Origin of the sequence: Pseudomonas sp. SWRI50 (genome assembly GCF_014269095.1) — a bacterium.
GTDB classification, from domain to species: Bacteria; Pseudomonadota; Gammaproteobacteria; order Pseudomonadales; family Pseudomonadaceae; genus Aquipseudomonas; species Aquipseudomonas kermanshahensis.
The window spans coordinates 59,473-82,308 of the sequence record NZ_JABWRW010000020.1 but is presented as its reverse complement, the minus strand read 5'-3'; the positions used below and the strand labels follow the sequence as shown (position 1 = coordinate 82,308).

Below are 22,836 nucleotides of genomic sequence, written 5' to 3'. Positions count from 1 at the left end.
TGGCCCTTTCGCGGGGCAAGCCCGCTCCCACAGGTATCTCACTGTAGGAGCGGGCTTGCCCGCGAAAGGGCCGGTCAAATCAGCGCAATTTCTCGAGCATCTGGTAGTACCACATCCCCGCCGCCAACAGCGGATTCCCCAGCAAGTCCCCCATCGGCACCCGCACGTGCTTGCACTGCGCAAAGGTGTCGAACTTCTCCAGTGTCCCGGTCAGCGCTTCGGCCATGATCTCGCCCATGATGTGGCTGGTGGCAATGCCATGCCCGGAGTAACCCTGGCAGTACCAGACATTGTCCGAGAGCTTGCCCAGTTGCGGGATGCGGTTGACCACGATGCCCATGGCGCAACTCCACTGGAACTCGATCGGCACCCCTTTGAGCGCCGGGAAGGTGCGTTCGATGCAGGGCCGTAGTTCACCTTCGATGTCGCGTGAATCACGCCCGGAGTAGTTGGCGCCGCCGCCAAACAGCAAACGCTTGTCGGCGGTCAGGCGGTAATAGTCGAGGACAAAGCGGCAGTCATACACCGCCAGGTCCTGCGGGTTGATCTGCTCGGCCAGTTCACCCAGCGGCGCTGTGGTAACGATGCCGCCCATGGCCGGGAAAATCTTGCCCTTGAGCGTGCGTTGCTCCAGCTTGTGGTAGACATCGCCGGCCAGCATCACCTGGCGGGCTTCGATGCGCCCCTCGGCGGTCACCACTGCCGGGCGCGGGCCGTGGACGATGTCCAGCACCTCTGAATGCTCGAAGATCAACGCGCCCAGGCTGTGGGCGGCGCGGGCCTCGCCCAGGCACAGGTTGAGCGGGTGCAGGTGCAGGTTGCGGCGGTTTTTCAAGGCACCCAGGTACAGCGGGCTCTGCAGGTGCTGGGCCATGGCGCTGCGGTCGAGCATCTCGACCTGATCGCCCATGCCGCGACGCTCCGCCTCGGCCGCGAAACCGCGCAGTTCGTTCAAGTGCGACGGCTTCATCGCGGCATGCAGGTGGCCGCGCTTGAGGTCGCAGTCGATGCCGTAGCGTGCCACCCGTTGTTCGATGACCTGGTGCCCGCGCCAGCGCAGGTGCCATATGAAATCATCCACCTCGCTGCCCAGGCGATCGCGCATCTGCGTGCGCATGGCTTCGTCGCCCGACAAGCTGCCGGTCACCTGGCCGCCATTGCGCCCACTGGCGCCCCAGCCGATGCGGTTGGTTTCGACAATGGCCACCTTCAGGCCGCGCTCGGCCAATTCCACGGCGGTGGCAACGCCGGTGAACCCACCGCCGATAATGGCCACGTCGACGTGCACGGTGCCCTTGAGGGTCGGGTACTGCGTGTGGTCATTGAGGGTGGCGCTGTAATAGGACGGCGCGCGTTGGGCCGGTCCCTTGTTCAATGCTGCGTTCATGGGTGTTCCTTGTTATGAATGGGGCTCAGGCCTGGTGCAGGTACCAGCGCCAGTCCTGTTCGCTGACTTCGGCCATGAACTGGCGGTATTCGGCGCGCTTGACCTTCAGGTACACCCCAAGAAATTCAGCGCCCAGTGCCTCCCGGGCCCAGCCCGAATGCTGCAGGGCATCCAGGGCGATCAGCCAGTCGGTGGGCAAGTGCTCGGTGGCCTGGGCATAGCCGTTGCCTTCAACGGGGGCGCCGGGGTCCAGCTGTTCACGGATGCCGCGGTGGCTGGCGGCGAGGATGGCCGCTGCGGCCAGGTAAGGGTTGGCATCGGCACCGCAGATGCGGTGCTCCACGTGTCGGCTGTTGGCCGGGCCGCCCGGTACGCGCAGGCTGACCGTGCGGTTGTCGACGCCCCAGGTGGGCGCCAGTGGCGCGTAGCTGTTGGCCTGGAAGCGGCGGAACGAGTTGGCATTGGGGCAAAACAGCAGCAGCGAATCGCGCAGGTAGCGCAGCATGCCGGCCACCGCTTGGCGCAACAACGGCGTACCGGCCTTGTCCTCGCTGGCGAACAGGTTGTTGCCGGCGCTGTCGGCCAGGCTCAGGTGCATGTGCATGCCGGTGCCGGCCAGTTGTGCAAAGGGTTTGGCCATGAAACAAGCCTGCATGCCATGCGCATGGGCCACGCCTTTGACCAGGCGCTTGTAGCGCACGGCCTGGTCCATGGCCAGCAGCGCATCGCCGTGCTCAAGGGTGATTTCCACCTGGCCAGGTGCGTACTCGGAGATCGCCGTGCGGGCGGGGATACCCTGGGCTTTGCACGCGGCGTAAAGGTCGGCGAGGAAGGGCTCGATCTGTTCCAGTTCACGCAGGCCATACACCTGCGTACTGCGCGGGCGCCCACCGTCGTTGTCCAGAGCCGGCTGCGGGCGGCCCTGTGCATCGCGTTTTTGGTCGAGCAGGTAAAACTCCAGTTCACACGCCATCACCGGGTGGTAGCCATCGGCCTTGAGCGCTTCGACAGTGCGCAGCAACACATGGCGTGGGTCGGCAATGCTCGCCGGCAGGCCTTCGCTGGGGTGCATGCTGACCTGCACGGCAGCGGTGGGTACGCGCCGCCAGGGCAGGCGCACCAAGCTGCCTTCCAGCGGGTAGGCGCGGCAGTCGATGTCGCCAACGTCCCAGACCAGGCCAGAGTTTTCGACGTCATCGCCATTGAGGGTCAGGCCCAGGATGGTGCTGGGCAGCGGGCGCCCGGTCTGGTAGACCGCCAGCAGTTCCTCGCGGTGTAGCAGCTTGCCGCGGGGGACGCCATTGGCGTCGAGGATGAACAGCTCGAACAGCTCGATATCGGGGTTGTCGGCCAGGAATTGGCTGGCGTGCTCTACGGGTGCAAAGTGCATGATGAATTCGCTCACGGGCGCACAGGGCCACCGCGCATGCAGGCGGCCCAGTTGAGTCAAACGGCCAGGCGGTGGCCGTGTTGGGTCACAATGGCGTGAGCGAAGTGTCCGGTGGGCGCGCGTGACGGCAGTGCCACAAAGCCCAGAAGGCGAGGATGATGTGGACCAGCGGATTTTCCCCAGCACGGCTCCGGGCCTTCGGCAGCGAAGGGCGGGAGGACGGTGGGGCGATAGGCTGGGCGGGAGTCATGCCTTTGATACTCACATGCGGCGTAAGGTTGATTAAAGCAGTGAATGGCAACCTTTACATCAGCCTTCACTAAACATAGCGCGCCTGCCTGCTCGTTGTAGGAGCAGCCTTGTGCTGCGAAGAGGCCGGTGATAGCAACCGACATCACCGTTGTTGTCACCGGCCCCTTCGCAGCACAAGGCTGCTCCTACACACAAAGGTGCGGCCAGCGCGGACAGCAAAGAACCCGCAAATCTGCGACAATCGCGCCTCTTCAAATGCCGATCATGAAAAAGCAGGCTCACCTGCATCACTAAAAAGCCCCATGACAGACCAAGCCATCGACCAGCTCCTGAAAAACCTCGACCACGCCATGATCGCCGACCGCCACCGTCTGCGTCGGCAATTGCACGAGCTGCGCAAACGCCCGGACGAAGCGAAGCTCGCCCAGTGGGTGGAAAAGGTCCAGGCCTCCTGCGCGCAGGTCACCGCACGCCAGCAAAGCGTGCCAACCGTGCGCTACGACGACAGCCTGCCGATTGCTGCCAAACGTGACGAGATCAAAAAGGCGCTGGCCGAGCACCAGGTGCTGGTGATTGCCGGTGAGACCGGCTCGGGCAAGACCACTCAGTTGCCGAAAATCTGCCTCGAGTTGGGGCGCGGTAGCCATGGCCTGATCGCTCACACCCAGCCACGCCGTATCGCTGCGCGCAGCGTCGCTACCCGTGTCGCCGAAGAACTCGGCACGCCGCTGGGCGGGCTGGTCGGCTACCAGGTGCGTTTCGAGGACCAGAGTGATGCCAATACCCTGGTCAAACTGATGACCGACGGCATCCTGCTGGCCGAAACCCAGCACGACCGCTTCCTCGAACGCTACGACACGATCATCGTCGACGAGGCTCACGAACGCAGCCTCAACATCGACTTCCTGCTCGGCTACCTCAAGACCCTGCTGCACCGCCGCCCGGAACTGAAGCTGATCATCACCTCGGCGACCATCGACCTTGAGCGCTTCTCCCAGCACTTCGATGGCGCGCCGATCATCGAGGTGTCGGGGCGCACCTTCCCGGTCGAAACCTGGTACCGCCCGCTGACCAGCGAGCAGGACGAGGAAGGCAACCAGATCGAGGAAGACCTCACCGTCGACCAGGCGATCCTCGCCACCCTGGACGAACTGGCGCAGCATGAGCGCAGCGAGGCCAAGGGCCCTGGGGATGTGCTGATCTTCTTGCCGGGCGAGCGGGAAATCCGCGACGCCGCCGAGATCTTGCGCAAGGCGCAACTGCGCCATACCGAGATTCTGCCGCTGTATGCGCGCCTGTCGCCCGCCGAGCAGCAGCGCATTTTCCAGTCGCACACCGGGCGCCGCGTGATCCTGGCCACCAACGTCGCCGAGACTTCGCTGACCGTGCCGGGCATTCGTTATGTGATCGACACCGGCACCGCCCGCATCAGCCGCTACAGTTACCGCGCCAAGGTCCAGCGCCTGCCGATCGAGGCGGTGTCGCAGGCCAGCGCCAACCAGCGTAAGGGCCGCTGCGGCCGGGTCGAACCGGGCATCTGTGTACGCCTTTACAGCGAAGAGGATTTCAACGGCCGGCCGGCGTTCACCGACCCTGAGATCCTGCGCACCAACCTTGCGGCGGTGATCCTGCAGATGCTGCACCTGCGCCTGGGTGCGATCGACGCATTCCCGTTCATCGAGCCGCCGGATGGCAAGGCCATCAGCGACGGTTTCAACCTGTTGCAGGAGCTCTCGGCGGTCAACCGCGAGAACCAGTTGACCCCGCTTGGGCGACAGCTGGCGCGCTTGCCGATCGACCCACGGCTGGGCCGCATGCTGCTTGAAGGCGCACGCCAGGGCAGCCTGCAGGAAGTGTTGATCGTGACCAGCGCCCTGTCGGTGCAAGACCCGCGCGAGCGGCCGCCGGAGCGCCAGCAGGCGGCCGACCAGGCGCATGCTCAGTGGAAGGACGTCGATTCCGACTTCGCCGCACTGGTCAACCTGTGGCGTGGCTTTGAAGAACAGCGCCAGGCGTTGACGGCCAACCCGTTGCGTAACTGGTGCCGAAAGAATTTCCTCAATTACCTGCGCCTGCGCGAATGGCGCGATGCCCACCGCCAGCTGGCGCTGATTTGCCGTGACCTGCAATTGACGGTCAACAAGGAACCGTCCGATTACCAGCGGATGCACAAGGCCATCCTCAGCGGCCTGCTCAGCCAGATCGGCCAGAAGACGGAAGAGGGCGATTACCAAGGTGCCCGTCAGCGGCGTTTCTGGGTCCACCCGTCCTCGGGCTTGGGCCGCAAGCGCCCGCAGTGGGTCATGGCTGCCGAACTGGTAGAGACCACCAAACTGTATGCGCGGATGGTTGCCAAGATCGAGCCCGACTGGATCGAGCCGCTGGCCACCCACCTGGTCAAGAAGAACCACTTCGAACCGCACTGGGAGAAAAAGCGCGGGCAAGTGGTGGCCTTTGAACAGATCACCTTGTATGGGCTGATTCTGGTGGGGCGCCGGCCGGTGCACTTTGGCCCGATCGACCCGGTGACCTCCCGCGAGCTGTTCATCCGCGAGGGGCTGGTGGGCGGCGAGATCCAGTCGCGGGCCAAGTGCCTGGCGGCCAACAAACGCCTGCTCGAACAGCTCGACGAACTGGAGGCCAAGGCCCGTCGGCGCGATATTCTCGCCGATGAAGAGACCCTCTACGCGTTCTACGAAGCGCGCCTGCCCGAGGAAATCCACCAGACCGCGACCTTCGATGCCTGGTACCGCATGACCAGCCAGAAGGACGCCAACCTGCTGATCATGCGCGAAGAAGACGTGCTGGCGCGTGAAGCCAGCGAAGTCACCGCGGCGCAGTACCCGGACAGCCTGCAGGTAGGGGACTTGCGCCTGTCGTTGACCTACCACTTCGAGCCGGGCCACCCCCGCGACGGTGTGACCGTGCGCGTACCGGCGCCGCTGTTGCCAAGCCTGCCGGGCGAGCGCCTGGAATGGTTGGTGCCGGGCCTGATCGAAGCCAAGTGCGTGGCGCTGGTGCGCAACCTGCCCAAGGCTCTGCGCAAGAATTTCGTGCCGGTACCGGACTTCGTCAAGGCCGCGCTGGCGCGCATGACCTTCGGCCAGGGCGCGTTGCCCCAGGCCTTGGGCCAGGAGCTGCTGCGCATGACCGGTGCGCGTGTGTCCGAAGAGGCCTGGGCAGAATCGGTCAACTTGGTCGAAGGCCACCTGCGGATGAACATCGAAGTGGTCGATGGCCAGGGCAAGTTCCTCGGCGAAGGCCGCGACCTGGCCGAGCTGACCGCACGCTTTGTCGCCGCCAGCCAGGCCGCACTGGCCGTGCCACGCAGCGAGAACGCCGAACGCCCGGTGCAGGCCAAGGCCTTCAGTGAAGTGGCGCAGAGCACCCAGCAGAAGATCGCCGGCCTGTCGATGACCGTCTACCCGGCGCTGGTGGACGAAAACGGCACCGTGCGCGAAGGGCGTTTTTCGACCCAGGCCGAAGCCGAGTTCCAGCACCGTCGCGCCTTGCAGCGCCTGTTACTGCAGCAGTTGGCGGAGCCTGCCAAGTTTTTGCGTGGCAAGCTGCCCGGGCTGACCGAACTGGGCTTGCTGTACCGCGAGCTGGGCCGTGTCGAGGCACTGGTCGAAGACATTCTGCTGGCCAGCCTGGACAGCTGCATCCTCGAGGGTGAACACCCGCTGCCGCGCGACGGTGCGGCCTTGGCCGGCTTGGCCGAGCGCAAACGTGGCAGTTGGGCCGAGCACGCTGAGCGCCTGGCGCGCCAGACCTTGGAAGTGCTCAAGTTGTGGCACGGGCTGCAGAAGCGCTTCAAAGGCAAGATCGACCTGAGCCAGGCGGTGGCGCTGAACGACATCAAGCAACAGCTGGCCAACCTGGTGTACCCGGGTTTCGTTCGCGAAACCCCGGGCGCCTGGTTCAAGGAGTTGCCGCGTTACCTCAAGGCCGTGGAGTTACGCTTGGAGAAGCTCGGCTCGCAGGTGCAGAAGGACCGCGTCTGGAGTGGCGAGCTGGCAAACCTCTGGGCCCAGTACAAGACACGTGCCGACAAGCACGCCCAGGAGGGCAAGCGTGATGAGCAACTGACGCTGTACCGGTGGTTGCTGGAGGAATACCGGGTGTCGTTGTTCGCTCAGCAGTTGGGTACCAAAGTGCCGATTTCTGACAAGCGTCTCAGCAAACAGTGGAGTCAGGTGGAAGCCTAAACCGCAGAAGATGTGGCAATATTGATGCAATTTGGGGTCGCCTGGCGGCCCCTGTGGGAGCGGGTTTACCTGCGAACGAGGGCAACGCCCTCGCCTTCGAGTTGGCACTAAAGTGCTATTACGCATTTTCCAGCCAGCGCCCCGTGGCGATGGCCTTTGACCAGAGGAACGACCGTGCATAACGTCGTGATCAGCGGCACCGGCCTGTATACCCCGGCCCAGAGCATTTCCAACGAAGAACTGGTGGAGTCCTTCAACACGTGGGCGCAGCAGTTCAACCACGACAACGCCGCCGCCATCGAGCGCGGCGAGGTCGAGGCAGCGCCGCTGTCCGACGCCGCTTTCATCGAGAAGGCCTCGGGCATCAAGAGCCGCTTCGTGCTGGACAAGGCCGGCATCCTCGACCCGCAACGCATGAAGCCACGCCTGCCAGAGCGCTCCAATGACGAGCCGTCGATTTTGTGTGAAATGGCTGTGGCCGCTGCTCGCCAGGCGCTTGAACGTGCGGGCCGTACCGCTGCCGATGTCGATGGTGTGATCGTCGCGTGCTCCAACCTGCAGCGCCCATACCCGGCCATTGCCATCGAAGTGCAAAATGCATTGGGCATCGAGGGCTTTGCCTTCGACATGAACGTGGCCTGCTCGTCAGCCACCTTCGGCATCCAGACCGCCGCCAACAGCGTGCAGCTGGGCCAGGCGCGTTCGGTACTGATGGTCAACCCCGAGGTCTGCACCGGCCACCTGAACTTCCGCGACCGCGACAGCCACTTCATCTTCGGTGATGCCGCCACCGCCGTGCTGATCGAGCGTGCCGACCAGGCCACCTCGAAGCACCAGTTCGAGATTGTCAGCAGCAAGTTGTGGACCGGGTTTTCCAACAACATCCGTAACAACTTCGGCTTCCTCAACCGCGCGGCGGAGGAGGGGGAAGGTGCTGCGGACAAGTTGTTCATCCAGGAAGGCCGCAAGGTGTTCCGTGAAGTGTGCCCGAAGGTGGCTGAGCTGATCGGTGAGCACCTTGAAGCGAATGACCTGCAGCCGAGCGACGTCAAGCGCTTCTGGTTGCACCAGGCCAACCTGAGCATGAACCACTTGATCGTCAAGAAGCTGTTGGGGCGTGAAGCCACCGAGGAAGAGGCACCGGTGATTCTGGACCGTTATGCCAACACCAGTTCGGCCGGGTCGGTGATTGCATTCCACCTGTACCAGGATGACCTGGCCGAGGGTGCGGTGGGCGTGCTGAGCTCGTTTGGCGCGGGGTATTCGGTGGGTAGCGTGATTTTGCGCAAACGCTGATTGCCGGGGCCGCTTTGCGGCCCATTCGCAGCGCAAGGCTGCTCCTACAGGGGAACGCGAACCGCACCTGTAGGCGCAGCTTTGCGCTGCGAATGGGCTGCAAAGCAGCCCCCTCAATGTCACAGACAAAAAAAGGCAGGAAATACCGGATGGGGTCGGCATTTCCCGCCTTGAGTGAAGCAGTGAAGCGGTTGCTTAGAACTTGGCTTCCAGGTCTACCTGCAGCGTGTCTACGTCAGCATTGCTGTTCGGCAACTGCGACAAATCGGTCTTGGCCATCAGGTACGCCGCGCCCAGCGAGAAGTTCTTGTCGATCTCGTAACCGACCTTGAACTTGTGGCCGCGAGAGCCGGTGAAGCCGTTGCCGAAATCGGAGTCGGTGAACAGGCTGACCACGGCGTTACGTTGAACATCGCGGTAGTTGTAGTCCAGGCTCCAAGCGCCGACCTTGGTTTTCAGACCGGCCAGCCAGGCTTGGTCTTCACCATCGGTGCTCTCGGTGTTTTTCACGTATTGGCCGTAGGCCGACAGCGGGATGGCGAAGCCAGTGAAGTCGAGCTGACCGAAGCCTTCCACCAGGTTGAACTCATTGGTGGTGTTGCCGAACGACTGCAGAATGGCCGCTTCCTTGTCGTTGTCGTAGCCATAGATGCTCGCACCTACAGTGACCTTCATCACGTCGGCAGGGGCGAACTTGGCGCCCAGCTGGCCATGGTAGACCTGCGCATCGTGCTTGTACTGCACGCCGTCGCCGTCGACGTTGTCCTTGAGGGTGTACTGACCGGCACTTGCGAACACTTCGGCGCCGCCCAGGTCAGCCTTGTAGGTCGCGGCCACGCCTTCCGGGTTGATGTCGCTGTCCCAGATGATATCGCCCATGCTTACCCACGGCTGTGGCATCTTGCCGCCGATCAGGTGCAGGTTTGGCACTGCGGTCGGGTGCCAGTCGAGGTAGGCCAGGTCGACCCACAGCGATTTCTTGTCGAAATAGTTGTCGAAGCTCTGGTTGGTCGAGCGGCGGTCGGCGCTGCTACCGGTGGCGATACGCACGCCAGCATCGACTTGCGGGTTGATTTCGCTGTAGAAGCCGACACGGGCGCGGACGCGCTGGCGGTCCTGGTTGCCGCTGCTGCTGTTCGGGTCGTCAACGTTGACGTCTTCGTAACGCAGGCGCACATCACCCTTGATCTGGGTCTTGGCGGCCCATGCCACTTTTTGTTCAAAGGAACTCATACGCTCGGACTGCGCTTTCTGGTCGGCCTTTTCCTTGGTCTCTTTTGCCAGATCGCCTTGCAGTTCGTTGTACTGCGCCTGGTTGATCGAGCCATTGGCGCGGAGCATTTCGAGCAGCTTGGCGTCGACAGCAGCACTGGCCGGAGTACTCAGAGCCAGCATCATGCCGGTGAGGCTCACTCCGGTAAGTGTGGAAACAAGACGCATAAGGTTCTCCCTACTAGAAAAAAATGGGGGAGGCTCAGCGCCCGCCCCTGTGTTGGCATGTCTTCGGAAAGGGCCTGAATAGACAGGTTCTGGGGTTCCGGAAAACAGGCGCAAGTATTGCGGGGGGGGAATGACAGATTAATGTCTAATTAGTGGCACTGTTGTTAAGTAATCGGCAATGAACGGATTGGCCAGGTGATCGTCATTTGAGTGATGGGCCATTCTTCCGGGATACTGAGGGCCTCAAGACAGCGAGTCGAAACCGTGACCAGCCTGTATAGCCTTGCTCATCTGCGTGATCTTCCGGCGGCCACCTGGGATGCCCTGGTGCCTGCGGGCCAACCGTTTCTGCGCCACGCCTTTCTCACCGCCCTGGAGGACAGTGGCAGCGTTGCCCCCGCGACCGGCTGGGCTGCCGAGCACTTGGTGCTGGAGCGTGAAGGGCAGGTACGCGCCGTGCTGCCGGCCTACCGCAAGTGGCATTCGTTTGGCGAATACGTGTTTGACCACGGCTGGGCCGATGCCTGTGAGCGGGCAGGCATTGCCTACTACCCCAAGCTGCTGGGCGCCGTGCCGTTCAGCCCGGTCAGTGGCCCGCGCCTGCTGGCCGCCGACCCCGCCGATGGCCTGCTGGTGCTGCAAGCTTTGCCCGAGTACCTGGGCAAGGGCGGGCTCTCTGGCGCGCACATCAACTTCACCGACCCGGCATTGGACCAGCAGATGGCCGGCTTGCCAGGCTGGATGGAGCGGCTGGGTTGCCAGTTCCACTGGCGCAACCGAGGCTATCGGGACTTCCAGGACTTTCTCGACACGCTCAGCTCGCGCAAGCGCAAGCAGATGCGCAAAGAGCGCGAGCAAGTGGCCGGGCAGGGCATCGACTTTCAGTGGTACCGGGGTGATGAACTGGATGAGGCGCAGTGGGACTTCGTCTACCTGTGCTACGCCAACACCTATGCAGTACGCCGGCGCGCGCCGTACCTGACCCGTGAGTTCTTCAGCCTGCTGGCCGAGCGCATGCCCGAGGCGCTGCGGGTGGTGATGGCCAGGCAAGGCGGGCGTGACGTGGCCATGGCCCTGAGCCTGGTGGGCGGTGACAGCCTGTATGGCCGTTACTGGGGATGCCTGGATGAGTTCGACCGGCTGCACTTTGAGACGTGCTTCTACCAGGGCATGGACTTTGCCATTGCTGAAGGCTTGCAGCGGTTCGATGCGGGGGCTCAGGGTGAGCACAAGCTGATCCGAGGGTTCGAGCCGGTGCTGACGCGGTCGTGGCATTACCTGCTGCATCCCGGGTTGCGGCGGGCGGTGGAAGGGTTTTTGTTGCAGGAGCGGGAAGGGGTGCAGGGGTATGCCGAAGAGGCGCGGGGGATGTTGCCTTACCGCAGGGATTGAATTTTATGTCGCTTTCCCCGGCCTCTTCGCGGGGCAAGCCCGCTCCCACAGGTGCATCACTGGTTTTACGGGCAGTGATGAACCTGTGGGAGCGGGCTTGCCCCGCGAAGAGGCCGGCGCAGGCAACCGCTCATCTCAATCCACCCCAACAAACCCGCCGGTCTGGTGATGCCACAACCGCGCATACAACCCTTGCTGCGCCAGCAACTCACTGTGGCTGCCACTCTCGACGATATGCCCTTTGTCCAGCACCACCAGCCGGTCCATCCGGGCAATGGTCGAAAGCCGGTGGGCGATGGCGATCACGGTCTTGCCCTGCATGAGCGTTTCCAGGCTCTCCTGGATCGCGGCTTCAACCTCAGAATCCAGCGCTGAAGTGGCCTCGTCCATGATCAGGATCGGTGCGTTCTTCAATAGCACCCTCGCAATCGCGATACGTTGACGCTGGCCGCCAGACAACTTGACCCCACGCTCGCCCACATGCGCATCGAAGCCGGTACGCCCTTGGGCGTCGGTCAACTGCGGAATGAACTCGTCGGCGCGGGCGCGGCGTACGGCTTCAAGCAGTGCCGCTTCGCTGGCCTCTGGGCGGCCGTACAGCAGGTTGTCACGGATCGAGCGGTGCAGCAGCGAGGTGTCTTGGGTGATCATGCCAATCTGCGCACGCAGGCTGGCCTGGCTCACTTCGGCAATGTCCTGGCCATCGATGAGGATGCGCCCACCCTGCACGTCATACAGCCGCAGCAGCAGGTTCACCAGGGTCGATTTGCCCGCGCCAGAAGGGCCGATCAGGCCAATCTTCTCGCCCGGGCGGATGTTCAGATTGAGCCCTTCGATCACGTTGCTGGCTTTGCCGTAGTGGAAGTCCACATCGTCGAAATGCACCGCGCCACGGCTCACCTTCAATGCCGGCGCATTGGGCTTGTCGGTGACGGTGACCGGCTGGGCGATGGTCTGCAGGCCGTCCTGGACCATGCCGATGTTCTCGAAGATGCCGTTGACCACCCACATGATCCAGCCCGACATGTTGACGATGCGGATCACCAACCCGGTGGTCAGGGCAATTGCCCCCACGGTGATCAGCGACTGGCTCCACAGCCACAGCGCCAGGCCGGTGGTGCCGACCACCAGCAAGCCGTTGAGGGTGGTGATGACCACGTCCATGCTGGTGATCACCCGCGAGGCCAGTTGCGTTTTTTCGGTCTGCTCGCGGATCGCCTCACGGGCGTACTGCTGTTCGTAGTCGGTGTGGGCGAACAGCTTGAGGGTGGCGATGTTGGTGTAGCCGTCGACGATGCGCCCCATCAGTTTGGAGCGTGCGTCGGACGAAATTACCGAGCGCGCCTTTACCCGTGGCACGAAGTAGAACAGCGCGGCGATGTAACAGGCGATCCACGCCAACAGTGGCAGCATCAGGCGCCAGTCGGCCTCGGCGAACAGGACCAGCGAGCTGACGGCATAGATCAGCACGTGCCACAGGGCGTCCACTGCCTGTACCGCCGAATCGCGCAGCGAGTTGCCGGTTTGCATGATGCGCTGGGCAATACGCCCGGCGAAGTCGCTTTGAAAGAAGTTCAGGCTCTGCTTGAGCACATAGGAGTGGTTTTGCCAGCGGATCAGGCTGGTCATGCCTGGGTTGATGGTCTGGTGCACCAGCAGGTCGTGCAGGCCGAAGAACAGCGGGCGCAGCAGCAGGATCACCACCAGCATCCAGATCAGCTCACCGCTGTGTTCGCTGAAGAAGTTGGCATTGGGCGTGCCTTGGGCCAGGTCGATGATACGGCTCAGGTAGCTGAACATCGCCACTTCGATCAACGAAGCGACCAGGCCGACCACCAGCAGGGCGGCGAAGCTTGGCCAGACCTGGCGCAGGTAATACAGGTAGAACGGCCACACCGTGCTCGGCGGTGCTTCGCTCGGTGCCTCGCGAAAAATGTCGATAAGTCGTTCGAAACGGCGGTACAGCATGGGTGACAACACTCCTGTTGGTCCGGCCTTCAGGCGGGTTCACGTCCCTGTGAAACCTGCATTCAGTCGATACGTTTGGCGGACTTGATATAGACCGGATCGGCCGGCACGTCGCGCATGCCCTTTTTCACAGTGGTCGGTGAGTTGACGATCTGGTCGACCACTTCCATGCCTTTGGTCACCTTGCCAAACACGGCATAGCCACGGTCACGGCCTGGGTTGAGGAAGTCGTTGTCAGCCACGTTGATGAAGAACTGGCTGGTAGCCGAATTCGGGTCCGAGGTGCGGGCCATGGACAGGGTGCCGCGGGTGTTCAGCAAGCCATTGCTGGCTTCGTTGCGGATCGGGTCCTGGGTGCTCTTCTGCACCATCTGGTCGGTGAAGCCGCCGCCCTGGACCATGAAGCCCGGGATCACGCGGTGGAAGATGGTGTTGTTGTAGAAGCCGCTGTCGACGTACTGGAGGAAGTTCTTGGTACTGATCGGCGCCTTCTCGGCATTCAACTCGATTTCGACCTGACCGAAGCTGGTGTCCAGCAACACGTGAGGGGTCTTGTCGGACGCCATGACGCTGGTGGCGAAGGCGACCGAGCAGGCGGTGAGCAGGAGTTTTTTCAGCATGGGCTCAAAGATCCTTGAGAGGTGGAAGCAGCTGCAAGAAACTGCAGCAGGGTCTGGTTGAAGACCTCGGGTTGATCGAGGGGCGTAGCGTGCCGGGAATCGTCGATGACTACCAGCCTGGCCTGCGGCATCAGGGCTACGTAGCGCTCTTTCAGATGTATCGGCGTGTAATCGTGGTCGGCGGCAATCACCAGCGTGGGACAGCGAATTTGCCCAATGCGTTCCTGCACGCCCCAGTCAACGATGGCGTCGAAGCTTTTGAGGTAGGCGCGCTTGTCGTTGCGTGCCCAGCGCTGCGCCATCTTCTGGCGCAGGTCAGCTTGGCCGGGCTTGGGGAACAGGCGCTGGGCCAGGCCTTTGCCCACGGTCTCGACGCTGAGCAGGCGTGCCAGGCCCCAACGCTTGGCCCACCAGGCCCAGTCGCTGCGGGAGCGGCGCTTAACCTCCGGGGCGCTGTTGACAATGCACAGGCTGCGCAGCCAGCGCGGGTGATCGACGGCAAACTGGAAGCCGACCATCCCACCCATCGACAGGCCCACGAAGTGCACCGGGCCGGTCTGCAGGTGTTCGAGCAGGGCCAGCAGGTCTTCGCTGAAGGTGGCGATCTGGTAGCCGTCGCGGGGTTTGTCGGAGCGGCCGTGCCCGCGAATGTCCATGACGATGACCCGGTAGTGGCGGCTCAACAGCGGTATCTGCAGCTCCCAGTCCTGGCAGCTAGAGCCCAGGCCATGCAGCAGCACCAAGGGTTCGCCCTGGCCGTATTCCTCGTAATGCAGTAAGCATCCTTCGTGTTCGAAGTAGGCCATGGGCGCGGTCCTCTCAGGCTTGTGGGGGGGCTGCGAAGGGCACGTCCAGAGGCGCGGTGTCGAAGTTGCGCAGCAGGTCGATGAGAATCTGCGTAGCCGGGCCCAGGGTCTTCTCTTTGCTCGAATAAAGGTAGAACAGTGGGTGACGGCTGCCACCCTGATCCAGCGGCAACGGCTTGAGCACGCCTTCACGCAGTTCGCGCTCGATCATGTGCCGCGGCAGCCAGGCAAAGCCCAGGCCGCTGCTGACGAAGGTGGTGGCGGTGCCCAAGCTGCCGACGGTCCAGCGCTGTTCTGCGCCCAGCCAGCCGACATCCAGCGGTTGGGCGCGGCCAGAGTCGCGGATCACCACCTGCAGCTGGCTTTCCAGGTCCTGGAAGGTAATTTCACGGCCCAGGCGGTGCAGGCTGTGTTCGGGGTGGGCAACGGCGATGAACTCTACCGCGCTCAGTTCGGCGCCCAGGTAGCCGCCGATGCTGTAGCTGCTGATGGCCAGGTCAGCGATGCCTTCGCGTAGCACTTCCTCGACGCCCGACAACACCTCTTCACGCAGACGCACCCGGCAACCGCGGCTTTGCGGCATGAACGCACTCAGCGCACGAACCAGCCGGGCGCTGGGGTAGGCGGCGTCGACCACCACGCGCACCTCGGCTTCCCAGCCTTGCTCCATGTGATGGGCAAGGTCTTCGAGCTGGCTGGCCTGTTTGACCAGGTGGCGTGAGCGGCGCAGCAGCACGTTGCCAGCCTCGGTGAGCACCGCTTTGCGCCCATCGATGCGCAGCAGCGGAACACCGAGCTGCTCTTGCATGCGGGCCACGGTGTAGCTGACCGACGACTGCGAACGGTGCAGCGCCTCGGCGGCCTGGGCAAACCCCCCGTGATCGACCACTGCTTGCAGTGTTCGCCACTGATCAAGGGTTACGCGCGGCGCTTTCATGTTTCGCTCCTGTTGTCCTAAGCTGCGCTCTTCCAAGGAGAGCGCCCCATGAAGAAATGTTGTGCGGCAATACTGATGTGCCTGCCCCTCGGTGCCATGGCTTACCCCATCGATGTGGAGAAGCAATTGGAGGATGGGGTCAAGCTCGACTACACGGCCTACGATACCGCCTACGACATTGGCGCCATTACCCTCAACAACTATGGGCAGGTGCCTGCAGCCTGCAAGGTGATGTTCCGCAACGGCCCGGAAGCGCCTCGGGTGCGCCGGGTGAACGTGCCGGCGGGTAAAAGCGTCGACGTCACCGCCAAGTTCAATCGCCAGATCATCAAATTGCGGATCAGCGTGAACTGTACAGCGGAATAAACGGATTAATCGATTGATTGAACCCACTTTTTACGCTTTTTTATCGATAGGTCAAGCCTTAATCTCACCTCCATCGAATCGCACCCTTTTTGCCGATGGAGGCACCCCATGTCCCGCGTACTGATCATCGAAAGCAGCGCCCGCCAGCAGGATTCCGTTTCCCGTCAACTGACCCGCGACTTCATCCAGCAATGGCAGGCCGCCCACCCGAGCGATGAGATCACCGTACGTGACCTGGCTGTGACCTCGGTGCCGCACCTGGATGCCAACCTGCTCGGTGGCTGGATGAAGCCCGAAGAGCAGCGCAGTGCCGCCGAGCTCGAAGCGCTGGCCCGCTCCAATGAGCTGACGGATGAACTGCTGGCGGCCGACGTGCTGGTGATGGCTGCGCCGATGTACAACTTCACCATCCCCAGCACCCTCAAGGCCTGGCTGGACCACGTGCTGCGCGCCGGCATCACCTTCAAGTACACCCCGACCGGCCCGCAGGGCCTGCTGACTGGCAAGCGCGCCATCGTCCTGACCGCCCGCGGTGGCATTCATGCTGGCGCCACCAGCGACCACCAGGAACCCTACCTGCGCCAGGTGATGGCGTTCATCGGCATTCACGATGTGAATTTCATCCATGCCGAAGGCCTGAACATGAGCGGCGACTTCCACGAGAAGGGCATCAACCAGGCCAAGGCCAAGCTGGCTGCGGTGGCCTGAGCGTCAACGAATTCCCAACCCTGACACCTGTTTTTGCTCCTTTGGGTGTACCTGCCCGGCCTGATGGCCGGGCTTTTTTATGCCTGCGGCCCATGCGATCAATTGTAGGAGCGGCCTTGTGTCGCGAAAGGGCTGCAAAGCAGCCCCATCATGCTTGAGGTGAAGCGTAAATCTGGGGCCGCTACGCAGCCCTTTCGCGACACAAGGCCGCTCCTACAAAAACTCAGCCCCCACATTCCGCAGGGTTGAACAGATTGCCCGCAACCCGCTAAGGTCGCCGCCTTGATCCACGAGAGGCAACCATGGGCTACCTGATTATCGTCGCGCTGATTCAGGCGTTTTCCTTCAGCCTGATCGGCGAGTACCTGGCTGGGCACGTCGACAGCTACTTTGCCGTGCTCGCCCGGGTGCTGCTGGCAGGCCTGGTGTTCTTGCCGCTGACCCGCTGGCGCCAGGTCGAGCCGCGCTTCATGCGTTCGATGCTGCTGATCGGTGCGCTGCAATATGGCATTACCTATGTCTGCCTGTACCTGAGCTTTCGCGTGCTCACCGTGCCAGAAGTGCTGCTGTTCACCATCCTCACGCCGTTGCACGTGACCCTGATCGAAGATGCCTTGAACCGGCGTTTCAACCCATGGGCCTTGCTGGCCGCGCTGGTGGCCGTGGCGGGAGCCGCGGTGATTCGTTTCGACAGCATCAGTGGTGAGTTCTTCATCGGCTTCCTGCTGCTGCAACTGGCCAACTTCACCTATGCCGCCGGCCAGGTGCTGTACCGTCACCTGATCGCCCGAAACCCCAGCGACCTGCCGCACTACAAGCGCTTCGGCTACTTCTACCTCGGGGCCTTGATCGTCGTGCTGCCGGCGTTTTTGCTGTTCGGCAATGCCCAGCACCTGCCCAGCACCGATGTGCAATGGCTGGTGCTGTTGTTCCTCGGGTTGTGCCCGACCGCGCTGGGCTTGTACTGGTGGAACAAGGGCGCGTGCCTGGTTTCCGGGGCGACGCTGGCCGTGATGAACAACCTGCATGTGCCGGTGGGGCTGTTGCTCAACCTGTTGATCTGGAACCAGCACGAGCCACTGGGGCGGTTGCTCATTGGAGGCGCGGTGATTCTGGCGTCGGTGTGGATGAGCCGGTTGGGTAGCCGCACTGACGTCGCGCTGACCCGCAAGGCCTGATATGCATACCCTCTTTGTCATCGTCGCGCCGATCTTTGCCCTCATCCTGGTCGGCTACCTGTGCCGTCGCGCCAACAAGCTCGGCGACAAGGCCGCAGCCGAAATCAACAAGATGGTGGTCTGGCTCTGCCTGCCGGCCTTGCTGTTCAAGGTGACCGCCACTGCGACCTGGAGCGAGATCTGGCACCCAGGCTTCATCGTGGCGTTTGGCACGGGCGCCCTGGCCATGTTCGTGGTCACGCTGGCGTGGCGGCTGTACAGCGGCCATAACCTGGTTGCCGCGAGCATCGACGGGCTCAGTGCAGGGTATGCCAACACCGGCTACATCGGCATCCCGCTGTGCCTGTTGCTGTTCGGCCAGGCGGGCTTGCAGCCGGCGCTGATCTCGTCGTTGATCGTGGTGTGCCTGGTGTTCGCCATTTCGCTGACCTTTATTGAGGTCGGGCTGCAGGAAGAGCGGCAGGTCGGCCGGGCGGTGCTGGTGGTGAGCAAGGCGCTGGCGAAGAACCCGCTGGTGATTTCGCCGGTGGTGGGGGCGGGGTGGGCCATGAGCGGGTTGGGGCTGGCCGAGCCGGTGATGCATTTTCTCGACATGCTGGCGTTGGCCACCACGCCGTGCGCCTTGATATCGCTGGGCGCATTCCTGGCAGAAAAGCGCGCGGGTGCGCAAGCCAGCCCGTGGCCGTTGGTGGGATTGAAACTGGTTGGGCAGCCGGCCCTGACTTGGGTGCTGGCGTACAAGGTATTCAGCCTGCCGAGCATGTGGGCGGCTTCGGCGGTGCTGCTGGCGGCGCTGCCGACCGGGACCGGGCCGTACATGCTGGCGGAGTACTACAACCGCGAGGCGGGGTTGATTTCGCGGACGATCCTGTTGTCGACCGTGGCTTCGTTGGTGACCCTGACCGGGTTGTTGTACCTGCTGGGTTATGCGGGGTGATTGGGGGGCGCTTTGCGCCCCATTCGCAGCACAAGGCTGCTCCTACAGGGAGCGCGTACCTCCGGTAGGAGCGGCCTTGTGCTGCGAATGGGCTGCAAAGCAGCCCCGGCGATCTCAAGCCTCGCTCATCTCTTCCAACCGGTGCGGCACTCGCCCGCTCAACCCCACCCGCATGTCATTGCCACTCGGCTGTTGATACAAGCTCAAACCAAACTCCGGCAACACCGCCAGCAGATAATCGAAGATATCCCCCTGAATCCGCTCGTACTCCGCCCACACCGTGGTGGTGGTGAAGCAGTAGATTTCCAGCGGCACACCCTCGGCGCCGGTCTGCATCTGCCGGACCATGCAGGTCATGCCCTGATGCACATTGGGGTGGTTCTTCAGGTAAGCCAGCGCAAACGCGCGGAAGGTGCCGATATTGGTCAGCTTGCGGCGGTTGGCGGACAGCTCGGCCACCGGCCCCAGCGCTTCGTTCCAGGTTTGCAGTTCCTGGCGCTTGCCAGCCAGGTAGTCGCCCAGCAGGCGCACTTGGGTCAGGCGCTGTTCCTCTTCGCGGGTCAGAAAACGCACGCCCGCCGCGTCGATGAACAGGCTGCGCTTGATGCGCCGGCCGCCTGACTGCTGCATGCCGCGGTAGTTGCGGAACGATTCGCTCATCAAGCGCCAGGTCGGGATCGAGACGATGGTCTTGTCGAAGTTCTGCACCTTCACCGTGTGCAAGGTGATGTCCACCACATCGCCATCGGCACCGACCTGGGGCATTTCGATCCAGTCACCCACATGCAGCATGTCGTTGCTGGTCAATTGCACGCTGGCCACGAACGACAGCAGGGTGTCCTTGTAGACCAACAGCAGCACCGCCGACATGGCACCCAGGCCCGACAGCAGCAGCAACGGCGAGCGGTCGATAAGCGTGGCGACGATGACGATGGAGGCGAAGATCCACAGCATCATCTTGGCCAGTTGCACATAGCCCTTGATCGAGCGGGTGCGGGCATGCTCGGTGCGCGCGTAGATGTCGAGCAAGGCATCCAGCAGGCACGACAGGGCCATGGTCATGAACAGCAGGGTAAAGGCCAGGGCAACGTTGCCGAGGAAGTGCTGCGCCGTGTCGGACAGCTCCGGCACCAACTTCAGGCCAAACTGCAGCACCAGCGACGGTGTGGTCTGGGCCAGCCGGTGCAACACTTTGTTGTGGCGCAGGTCATCCAGCCATTTCAGCGCCTGTTGGCGCGCCAGCAGGCGGGTGCCGTGCAGCATCAGGAAGCGCGAAAGGCGGCCGACGACTAGAGAAATCAGCAGCAGGACGGCCAGGCCGATGGCGGCGTGGAGCATGGGATGTTGATCGAGGGTGCCCCAGAGGTCGAGGGAGTCACGCCAGATTCGTTGGATATCCATGGGGTTTTGAACAGTCTGTATTGCCAAACGAAGCGCCATTAGAGCGCGGATGCCGATAAAGTTGCCAAAAGAAATTCGGCTATGGCGGCAGAAAACGTTACCCTATGCAACTGAATTTCCCGCACTTGCCTGAGGTTACCTCCGTGTTTTCCCAATTCGCCCTGCACGAACGCCTGCTTAAAGCCGTGGCCGAGCTTAAATTTGTCGAGCCGACCCCGGTGCAGGCAGCGGCCATCCCCCTGGCCCTGCAAGGGCGTGACCTGCGTGTGACCGCGCAGACCGGCAGCGGCAAGACCGCGGCATTCGTCCTGCCAATGCTCAATCGCCTGGTCGACCTGAGCGGCCCGCGCGTAGAAATCCGTGCGCTGATCCTGCTGCCCACCCGTGAGCTGGCGCAACAGACCCTCAAGCAGGTGCAACTGTTCTCCCAGTTCACCTACATCAAGGCTGGCCTGGTTACCGGCGGTGAGGACTTCAAGGAACAGGCCGCCATGCTGCGCAAGGTGCCGGACGTGCTGATCGGCACCCCGGGCCGCCTGCTCGAGCAACTCAACGCCGGCAACCTGGACCTGTCCCACGTCAAGGTCATGATCCTCGATGAAGCCGACCGCATGCTCGACATGGGCTTTGCCGAAGACATGGAGCGCCTATGCAAGGAGTGTGAGAACCGTGAGCAGACCCTGCTGTTCTCCGCCACCACAGGCGGCGCGGCCCTGCGCGACATCATCGGCAAGGTGTTGAAAGACCCTGAGCACCTGATGCTCAACAGCGTCTCGCAGCTGGCCGAAGGCACCCGTCAGCAGATCATCATGGCTGACCACGACCAGCACAAAGAGAAGATCGTCCAGTGGTTGCTGGAAAACGAGACCTACCAGAAGGCGATCATCTTCACCAACACCCGTGCCCTGGCCGACCGTATCTATGGCCACCTGGTGGCCAAGGACGTGAAGGCCTTCGTCCTGCACGGTGAGAAGGACCAGAAAGACCGCAAGCTGGCCATTGAGCGCTTCAAGCAGGGCAGCTCCAACGTGTTGGTGGCAACCGACGTTGCCGCCCGTGGCCTGGACATCGACGGCCTGGACCTGGTGATCAACTTCGACATGCCACGCAGCGGTGACGAGTACGTGCACCGTATTGGCCGTACCGGCCGTGCGGGGGGCGAAGGCCTGGCGATCTCGTTGATCACCCACAACGACTGGAACTTGATGTCGAGCGTCGAACGCTACCTCAAGCAGCAGTTCGAGCGCCGGGTGATCAAGGAAGTCAAAGGCACCTACACCGGGCCTAAAAAGGTCAAGGCGTCGGGCAAGGCTGCCGGTACCAAGAAGAAAAAGGTCGAGAAGAAGTCGGGTGACAAGAAGGCTGGCGCTAAGCGCAAGCCGACCGCCAAGCCAAAGGCCAACGCGCCACTGGCCAGCTCCGACGGCATGGCGCCGCTGAAAAAGCGCACGCCAGCGGCTGAGTAAGTCGTCTGTAGCCCTATCGCCGCCTTGCCGGCGATAGGGCCTTTACCGCCTCTGCGTCACTCCGCTTTCTTCTCCGCTGTCTTCAATTCCTTGATTCGCGTATCGATCAGCTGGCACTTGTCCGGCAGGTCCTTGCTCGCCGTCCCCAGCTCCATACCCTGGAGCTCATCGTTGATCTCCTTGGCCTTCTGCGGGTTCTGTTCGGTCAGCTGGCTGACCAGCCCGGCCAGTTCTTCGCGCTTCTGGGTGGCCTCCTCCGGCGTACAGGCCCAAGCGGGCAGTGCGCAGAGCAAGGCGGTTGCACAGGTGATACGCAGCAGCGATTTCATCCTTTCTACCTCTCGCGTTGGCTATGCGCGGTGGAGGGTTCGGCTCCCTGAGAAGTTCAGCATCTGCGACAGGTGGCCTCCAGCTTTGCAGTTCCGTCCTGACTGGATTTTTTTCGCCAGGCCGACCTGCGGGTTCCTGCAAAGCAGGCGGTGACCATTCGCCTGGACGCTGATGTTCTTTCCTGGTTCAAGGATCAGGGCGCCGGGTATCAGACGCGTATAAATCAGTTGCTGCGCCAGTACATGCAGGCTCAGCAAAGACAGCGCTGATATCTTTCTGAACGCAGCCTGTCAGCGGCAGGTCCCAACCTGTGTACCCCTTCCGTCCACAGCAGGAGCCTGCCGCCATGAGCACCACCTACGACTGGGACTTGATCGAACGCTTGCTGCATGAAGTGCAGAACAGCGCCGGTCACAGCTTTACGCCACGCCCCTATGCCGAGCAGCACGCCGCGGCGCTAGCCGCCAAAGGCCAGCCGATAGGCGATCTGGACCACCTGAAGACCCGAGCCTGCGAATACGAAAAACTGCTGTTCGAGCGCGGCTTCATCGAAAGTCGGCCTGATGAAGAGGGGGGCAACGGCGAAAACTTTGTCCTCAGCGAACGCGGTTCGCGCCTGTTGAGCCTGATCGACAGCAGCATCCCGGGCTTCGAGCACCCGCGTCAGGTCTTGGATGAACAAGCCGATGCGCTGGATGAAGCGACCTTTGAGCAGGTGTCATCGAAGGCACAGATTGCTTGAGGTCGTTTTGAG

General features: G+C 62.7%; 18 protein-coding genes and 1 pseudogene. 10 read left to right on the top strand and 9 right to left on the bottom strand.

The window, feature by feature from the left end:
- Positions 1–79 precede the first annotated feature (79 nt).
- Together HU750_RS19955 and HU750_RS19950 are read right to left on the bottom strand one after the other, a co-directional pair.
- Positions 80–1,387: an NAD(P)/FAD-dependent oxidoreductase gene (locus tag HU750_RS19955; protein WP_186681938.1), complete on the bottom strand. Its 1,308-nt coding sequence runs from the start codon at positions 1,385–1,387 to the stop codon at positions 80–82.
- 25 nt (positions 1,388–1,412) lie between these two features.
- Positions 1,413–2,777, bottom strand: a complete 1,365-nt coding sequence (locus HU750_RS19950; protein WP_186681936.1) for a glutamine synthetase family protein — start codon at positions 2,775–2,777, stop codon at positions 1,413–1,415.
- A 554-nt stretch (positions 2,778–3,331) separates the two neighbouring features.
- Here HU750_RS19950 and hrpA point away from each other — a divergent pair.
- Positions 3,332–7,237, top strand: coding sequence for an ATP-dependent RNA helicase HrpA (hrpA, locus tag HU750_RS19945; RefSeq protein ID WP_186681934.1), 3,906 nt, complete (start codon positions 3,332–3,334; stop codon positions 7,235–7,237).
- 174 nt (positions 7,238–7,411) lie between these two features.
- A complete protein-coding gene (locus tag HU750_RS19940; RefSeq protein ID WP_099430154.1) occupies positions 7,412–8,533 on the top strand; it encodes a beta-ketoacyl-ACP synthase III in 1,122 nt (373 codons plus the stop codon).
- Between the two features lie 195 nt (positions 8,534–8,728).
- On the opposite strand, the gene HU750_RS19935 is transcribed toward HU750_RS19940, so the two are convergent.
- Positions 8,729–9,973, bottom strand: coding sequence for a putative porin (locus HU750_RS19935; RefSeq protein WP_099455012.1), 1,245 nt, complete (start codon positions 9,971–9,973; stop codon positions 8,729–8,731).
- A gap of 264 nt (positions 9,974–10,237) precedes the next feature.
- Here HU750_RS19935 and HU750_RS19930 point away from each other — a divergent pair, with 264 nt between their 5' ends.
- Positions 10,238–11,365 carry a GNAT family N-acetyltransferase gene (locus HU750_RS19930; protein ID WP_099430153.1) on the top strand — a complete coding sequence of 376 codons (1,128 nt, stop codon included), beginning with the start codon at positions 10,238–10,240 and terminating at the stop codon, positions 11,363–11,365.
- Positions 11,366–11,500: 135 nt separating this feature from the next.
- On the opposite strand, the gene HU750_RS19925 is transcribed toward HU750_RS19930, so the two are convergent.
- The 4 genes from HU750_RS19925 to HU750_RS19910 form a co-directional block, all read right to left on the bottom strand.
- Positions 11,501–13,333: an ABC transporter ATP-binding protein gene (locus HU750_RS19925; protein ID WP_027593144.1), complete on the bottom strand. Its 1,833-nt coding sequence runs from the start codon at positions 13,331–13,333 to the stop codon at positions 11,501–11,503.
- 62 nt (positions 13,334–13,395) lie between these two features.
- A complete protein-coding gene (locus HU750_RS19920; protein ID WP_186681932.1) occupies positions 13,396–13,953 on the bottom strand; it encodes a peptidylprolyl isomerase in 558 nt (185 codons plus the stop codon).
- Complete coding sequence (locus HU750_RS19915; RefSeq protein WP_186681930.1) at positions 13,947–14,759, bottom strand: alpha/beta fold hydrolase; 813 nt, start codon at positions 14,757–14,759, stop codon at positions 13,947–13,949. The genes HU750_RS19920 and HU750_RS19915 overlap by 7 nt, the downstream gene beginning before the upstream one ends.
- A gap of 13 nt (positions 14,760–14,772) precedes the next feature.
- Positions 14,773–15,696 (bottom strand): LysR family transcriptional regulator, encoded by a 924-nt coding sequence (locus HU750_RS19910; RefSeq protein WP_027593141.1) that lies wholly within the window; start codon positions 15,694–15,696, stop codon positions 14,773–14,775.
- Between the two features lie 48 nt (positions 15,697–15,744).
- On the opposite strand from HU750_RS19910, the gene HU750_RS19905 reads away from it, so the two are divergent.
- The 4 genes from HU750_RS19905 to HU750_RS19890 all read left to right on the top strand — a co-directional run bounded on the left by HU750_RS19905 (position 15,745) and on the right by HU750_RS19890 (position 18,885).
- The gene (locus HU750_RS19905; protein WP_099430150.1) at positions 15,745–16,062 is read left to right on the top strand and encodes a 3-phosphoglycerate kinase; all 318 of its coding nucleotides are present in this window, start codon (positions 15,745–15,747) and stop codon (positions 16,060–16,062) included.
- Positions 16,063–16,170: 108 nt separating this feature from the next.
- Positions 16,171–16,770 carry an FMN-dependent NADH-azoreductase gene (locus HU750_RS19900; RefSeq protein WP_099455006.1) on the top strand — a complete coding sequence of 200 codons (600 nt, stop codon included), beginning with the start codon at positions 16,171–16,173 and terminating at the stop codon, positions 16,768–16,770.
- Between the two features lie 302 nt (positions 16,771–17,072).
- Positions 17,073–17,948 (top strand): carboxylate/amino acid/amine transporter, encoded by an 876-nt coding sequence (locus tag HU750_RS19895; protein WP_186681928.1) that lies wholly within the window; start codon positions 17,073–17,075, stop codon positions 17,946–17,948.
- A 1-nt stretch (position 17,949) separates the two neighbouring features.
- Complete coding sequence (locus HU750_RS19890) at positions 17,950–18,885, top strand: AEC family transporter (RefSeq protein WP_186681926.1); 936 nt, start codon at positions 17,950–17,952, stop codon at positions 18,883–18,885.
- Positions 18,886–18,999: 114 nt separating this feature from the next.
- On the opposite strand, the gene HU750_RS19885 is transcribed toward HU750_RS19890, so the two are convergent.
- Positions 19,000–20,286: a mechanosensitive ion channel family protein gene (locus HU750_RS19885; protein ID WP_085272469.1), complete on the bottom strand. Its 1,287-nt coding sequence runs from the start codon at positions 20,284–20,286 to the stop codon at positions 19,000–19,002.
- Between the two features lie 104 nt (positions 20,287–20,390).
- Here HU750_RS19885 and HU750_RS19880 point away from each other — a divergent pair, with 104 nt between their 5' ends.
- The gene (locus tag HU750_RS19880; RefSeq protein WP_085272470.1) at positions 20,391–21,752 is read left to right on the top strand and encodes a DEAD/DEAH box helicase; all 1,362 of its coding nucleotides are present in this window, start codon (positions 20,391–20,393) and stop codon (positions 21,750–21,752) included.
- 56 nt (positions 21,753–21,808) lie between these two features.
- Here the strand turns inward: HU750_RS19880 and HU750_RS19875 are convergent, their stop codons facing one another.
- Complete coding sequence (locus HU750_RS19875) at positions 21,809–22,081, bottom strand: hypothetical protein (protein ID WP_099455003.1); 273 nt, start codon at positions 22,079–22,081, stop codon at positions 21,809–21,811.
- A 105-nt stretch (positions 22,082–22,186) separates the two neighbouring features.
- Here HU750_RS19875 and HU750_RS19870 point away from each other — a divergent pair.
- Positions 22,187–22,351, top strand: a pseudogene (locus tag HU750_RS19870) (BrnA antitoxin family protein); the annotation flags it as partial.
- A 77-nt stretch (positions 22,352–22,428) separates the two neighbouring features.
- A complete protein-coding gene (locus HU750_RS19865) occupies positions 22,429–22,824 on the top strand; it encodes a hypothetical protein (protein ID WP_027593132.1) in 396 nt (131 codons plus the stop codon).
- Positions 22,825–22,836 lie beyond the last annotated feature (12 nt).

Coding starts and splice junctions, on each gene's coding strand:
- HU750_RS19955 (WP_186681938.1), bottom strand. CDS start 1,387: ATGAACGCAGCATTGAACAAGGGACCGGCCCAACGCGCGCCGTCCTAT.
- HU750_RS19950 (WP_186681936.1), bottom strand. CDS start 2,777: ATGCACTTTGCACCCGTAGAGCACGCCAGCCAATTCCTGGCCGACAAC.
- hrpA (WP_186681934.1), top strand. CDS start 3,332: ATGACAGACCAAGCCATCGACCAGCTCCTGAAAAACCTCGACCACGCC.
- HU750_RS19935 (WP_099455012.1), bottom strand. CDS start 9,973: ATGCGTCTTGTTTCCACACTTACCGGAGTGAGCCTCACCGGCATGATG.
- HU750_RS19925 (WP_027593144.1), bottom strand. CDS start 13,333: ATGCTGTACCGCCGTTTCGAACGACTTATCGACATTTTTCGCGAGGCA.
- HU750_RS19920 (WP_186681932.1), bottom strand. CDS start 13,953: ATGCTGAAAAAACTCCTGCTCACCGCCTGCTCGGTCGCCTTCGCCACC.
- HU750_RS19915 (WP_186681930.1), bottom strand. CDS start 14,759: ATGGCCTACTTCGAACACGAAGGATGCTTACTGCATTACGAGGAATAC.
- HU750_RS19910 (WP_027593141.1), bottom strand. CDS start 15,696: ATGAAAGCGCCGCGCGTAACCCTTGATCAGTGGCGAACACTGCAAGCA.
- HU750_RS19905 (WP_099430150.1), top strand. CDS start 15,745: ATGAAGAAATGTTGTGCGGCAATACTGATGTGCCTGCCCCTCGGTGCC.
- HU750_RS19900 (WP_099455006.1), top strand. CDS start 16,171: ATGTCCCGCGTACTGATCATCGAAAGCAGCGCCCGCCAGCAGGATTCC.
- HU750_RS19895 (WP_186681928.1), top strand. CDS start 17,073: ATGGGCTACCTGATTATCGTCGCGCTGATTCAGGCGTTTTCCTTCAGC.
- HU750_RS19890 (WP_186681926.1), top strand. CDS start 17,950: ATGCATACCCTCTTTGTCATCGTCGCGCCGATCTTTGCCCTCATCCTG.
- HU750_RS19885 (WP_085272469.1), bottom strand. CDS start 20,286: ATGGATATCCAACGAATCTGGCGTGACTCCCTCGACCTCTGGGGCACC.
- HU750_RS19880 (WP_085272470.1), top strand. CDS start 20,391: ATGCAACTGAATTTCCCGCACTTGCCTGAGGTTACCTCCGTGTTTTCC.
- HU750_RS19875 (WP_099455003.1), bottom strand. CDS start 22,081: ATGAAATCGCTGCTGCGTATCACCTGTGCAACCGCCTTGCTCTGCGCA.
- HU750_RS19865 (WP_027593132.1), top strand. CDS start 22,429: ATGAGCACCACCTACGACTGGGACTTGATCGAACGCTTGCTGCATGAA.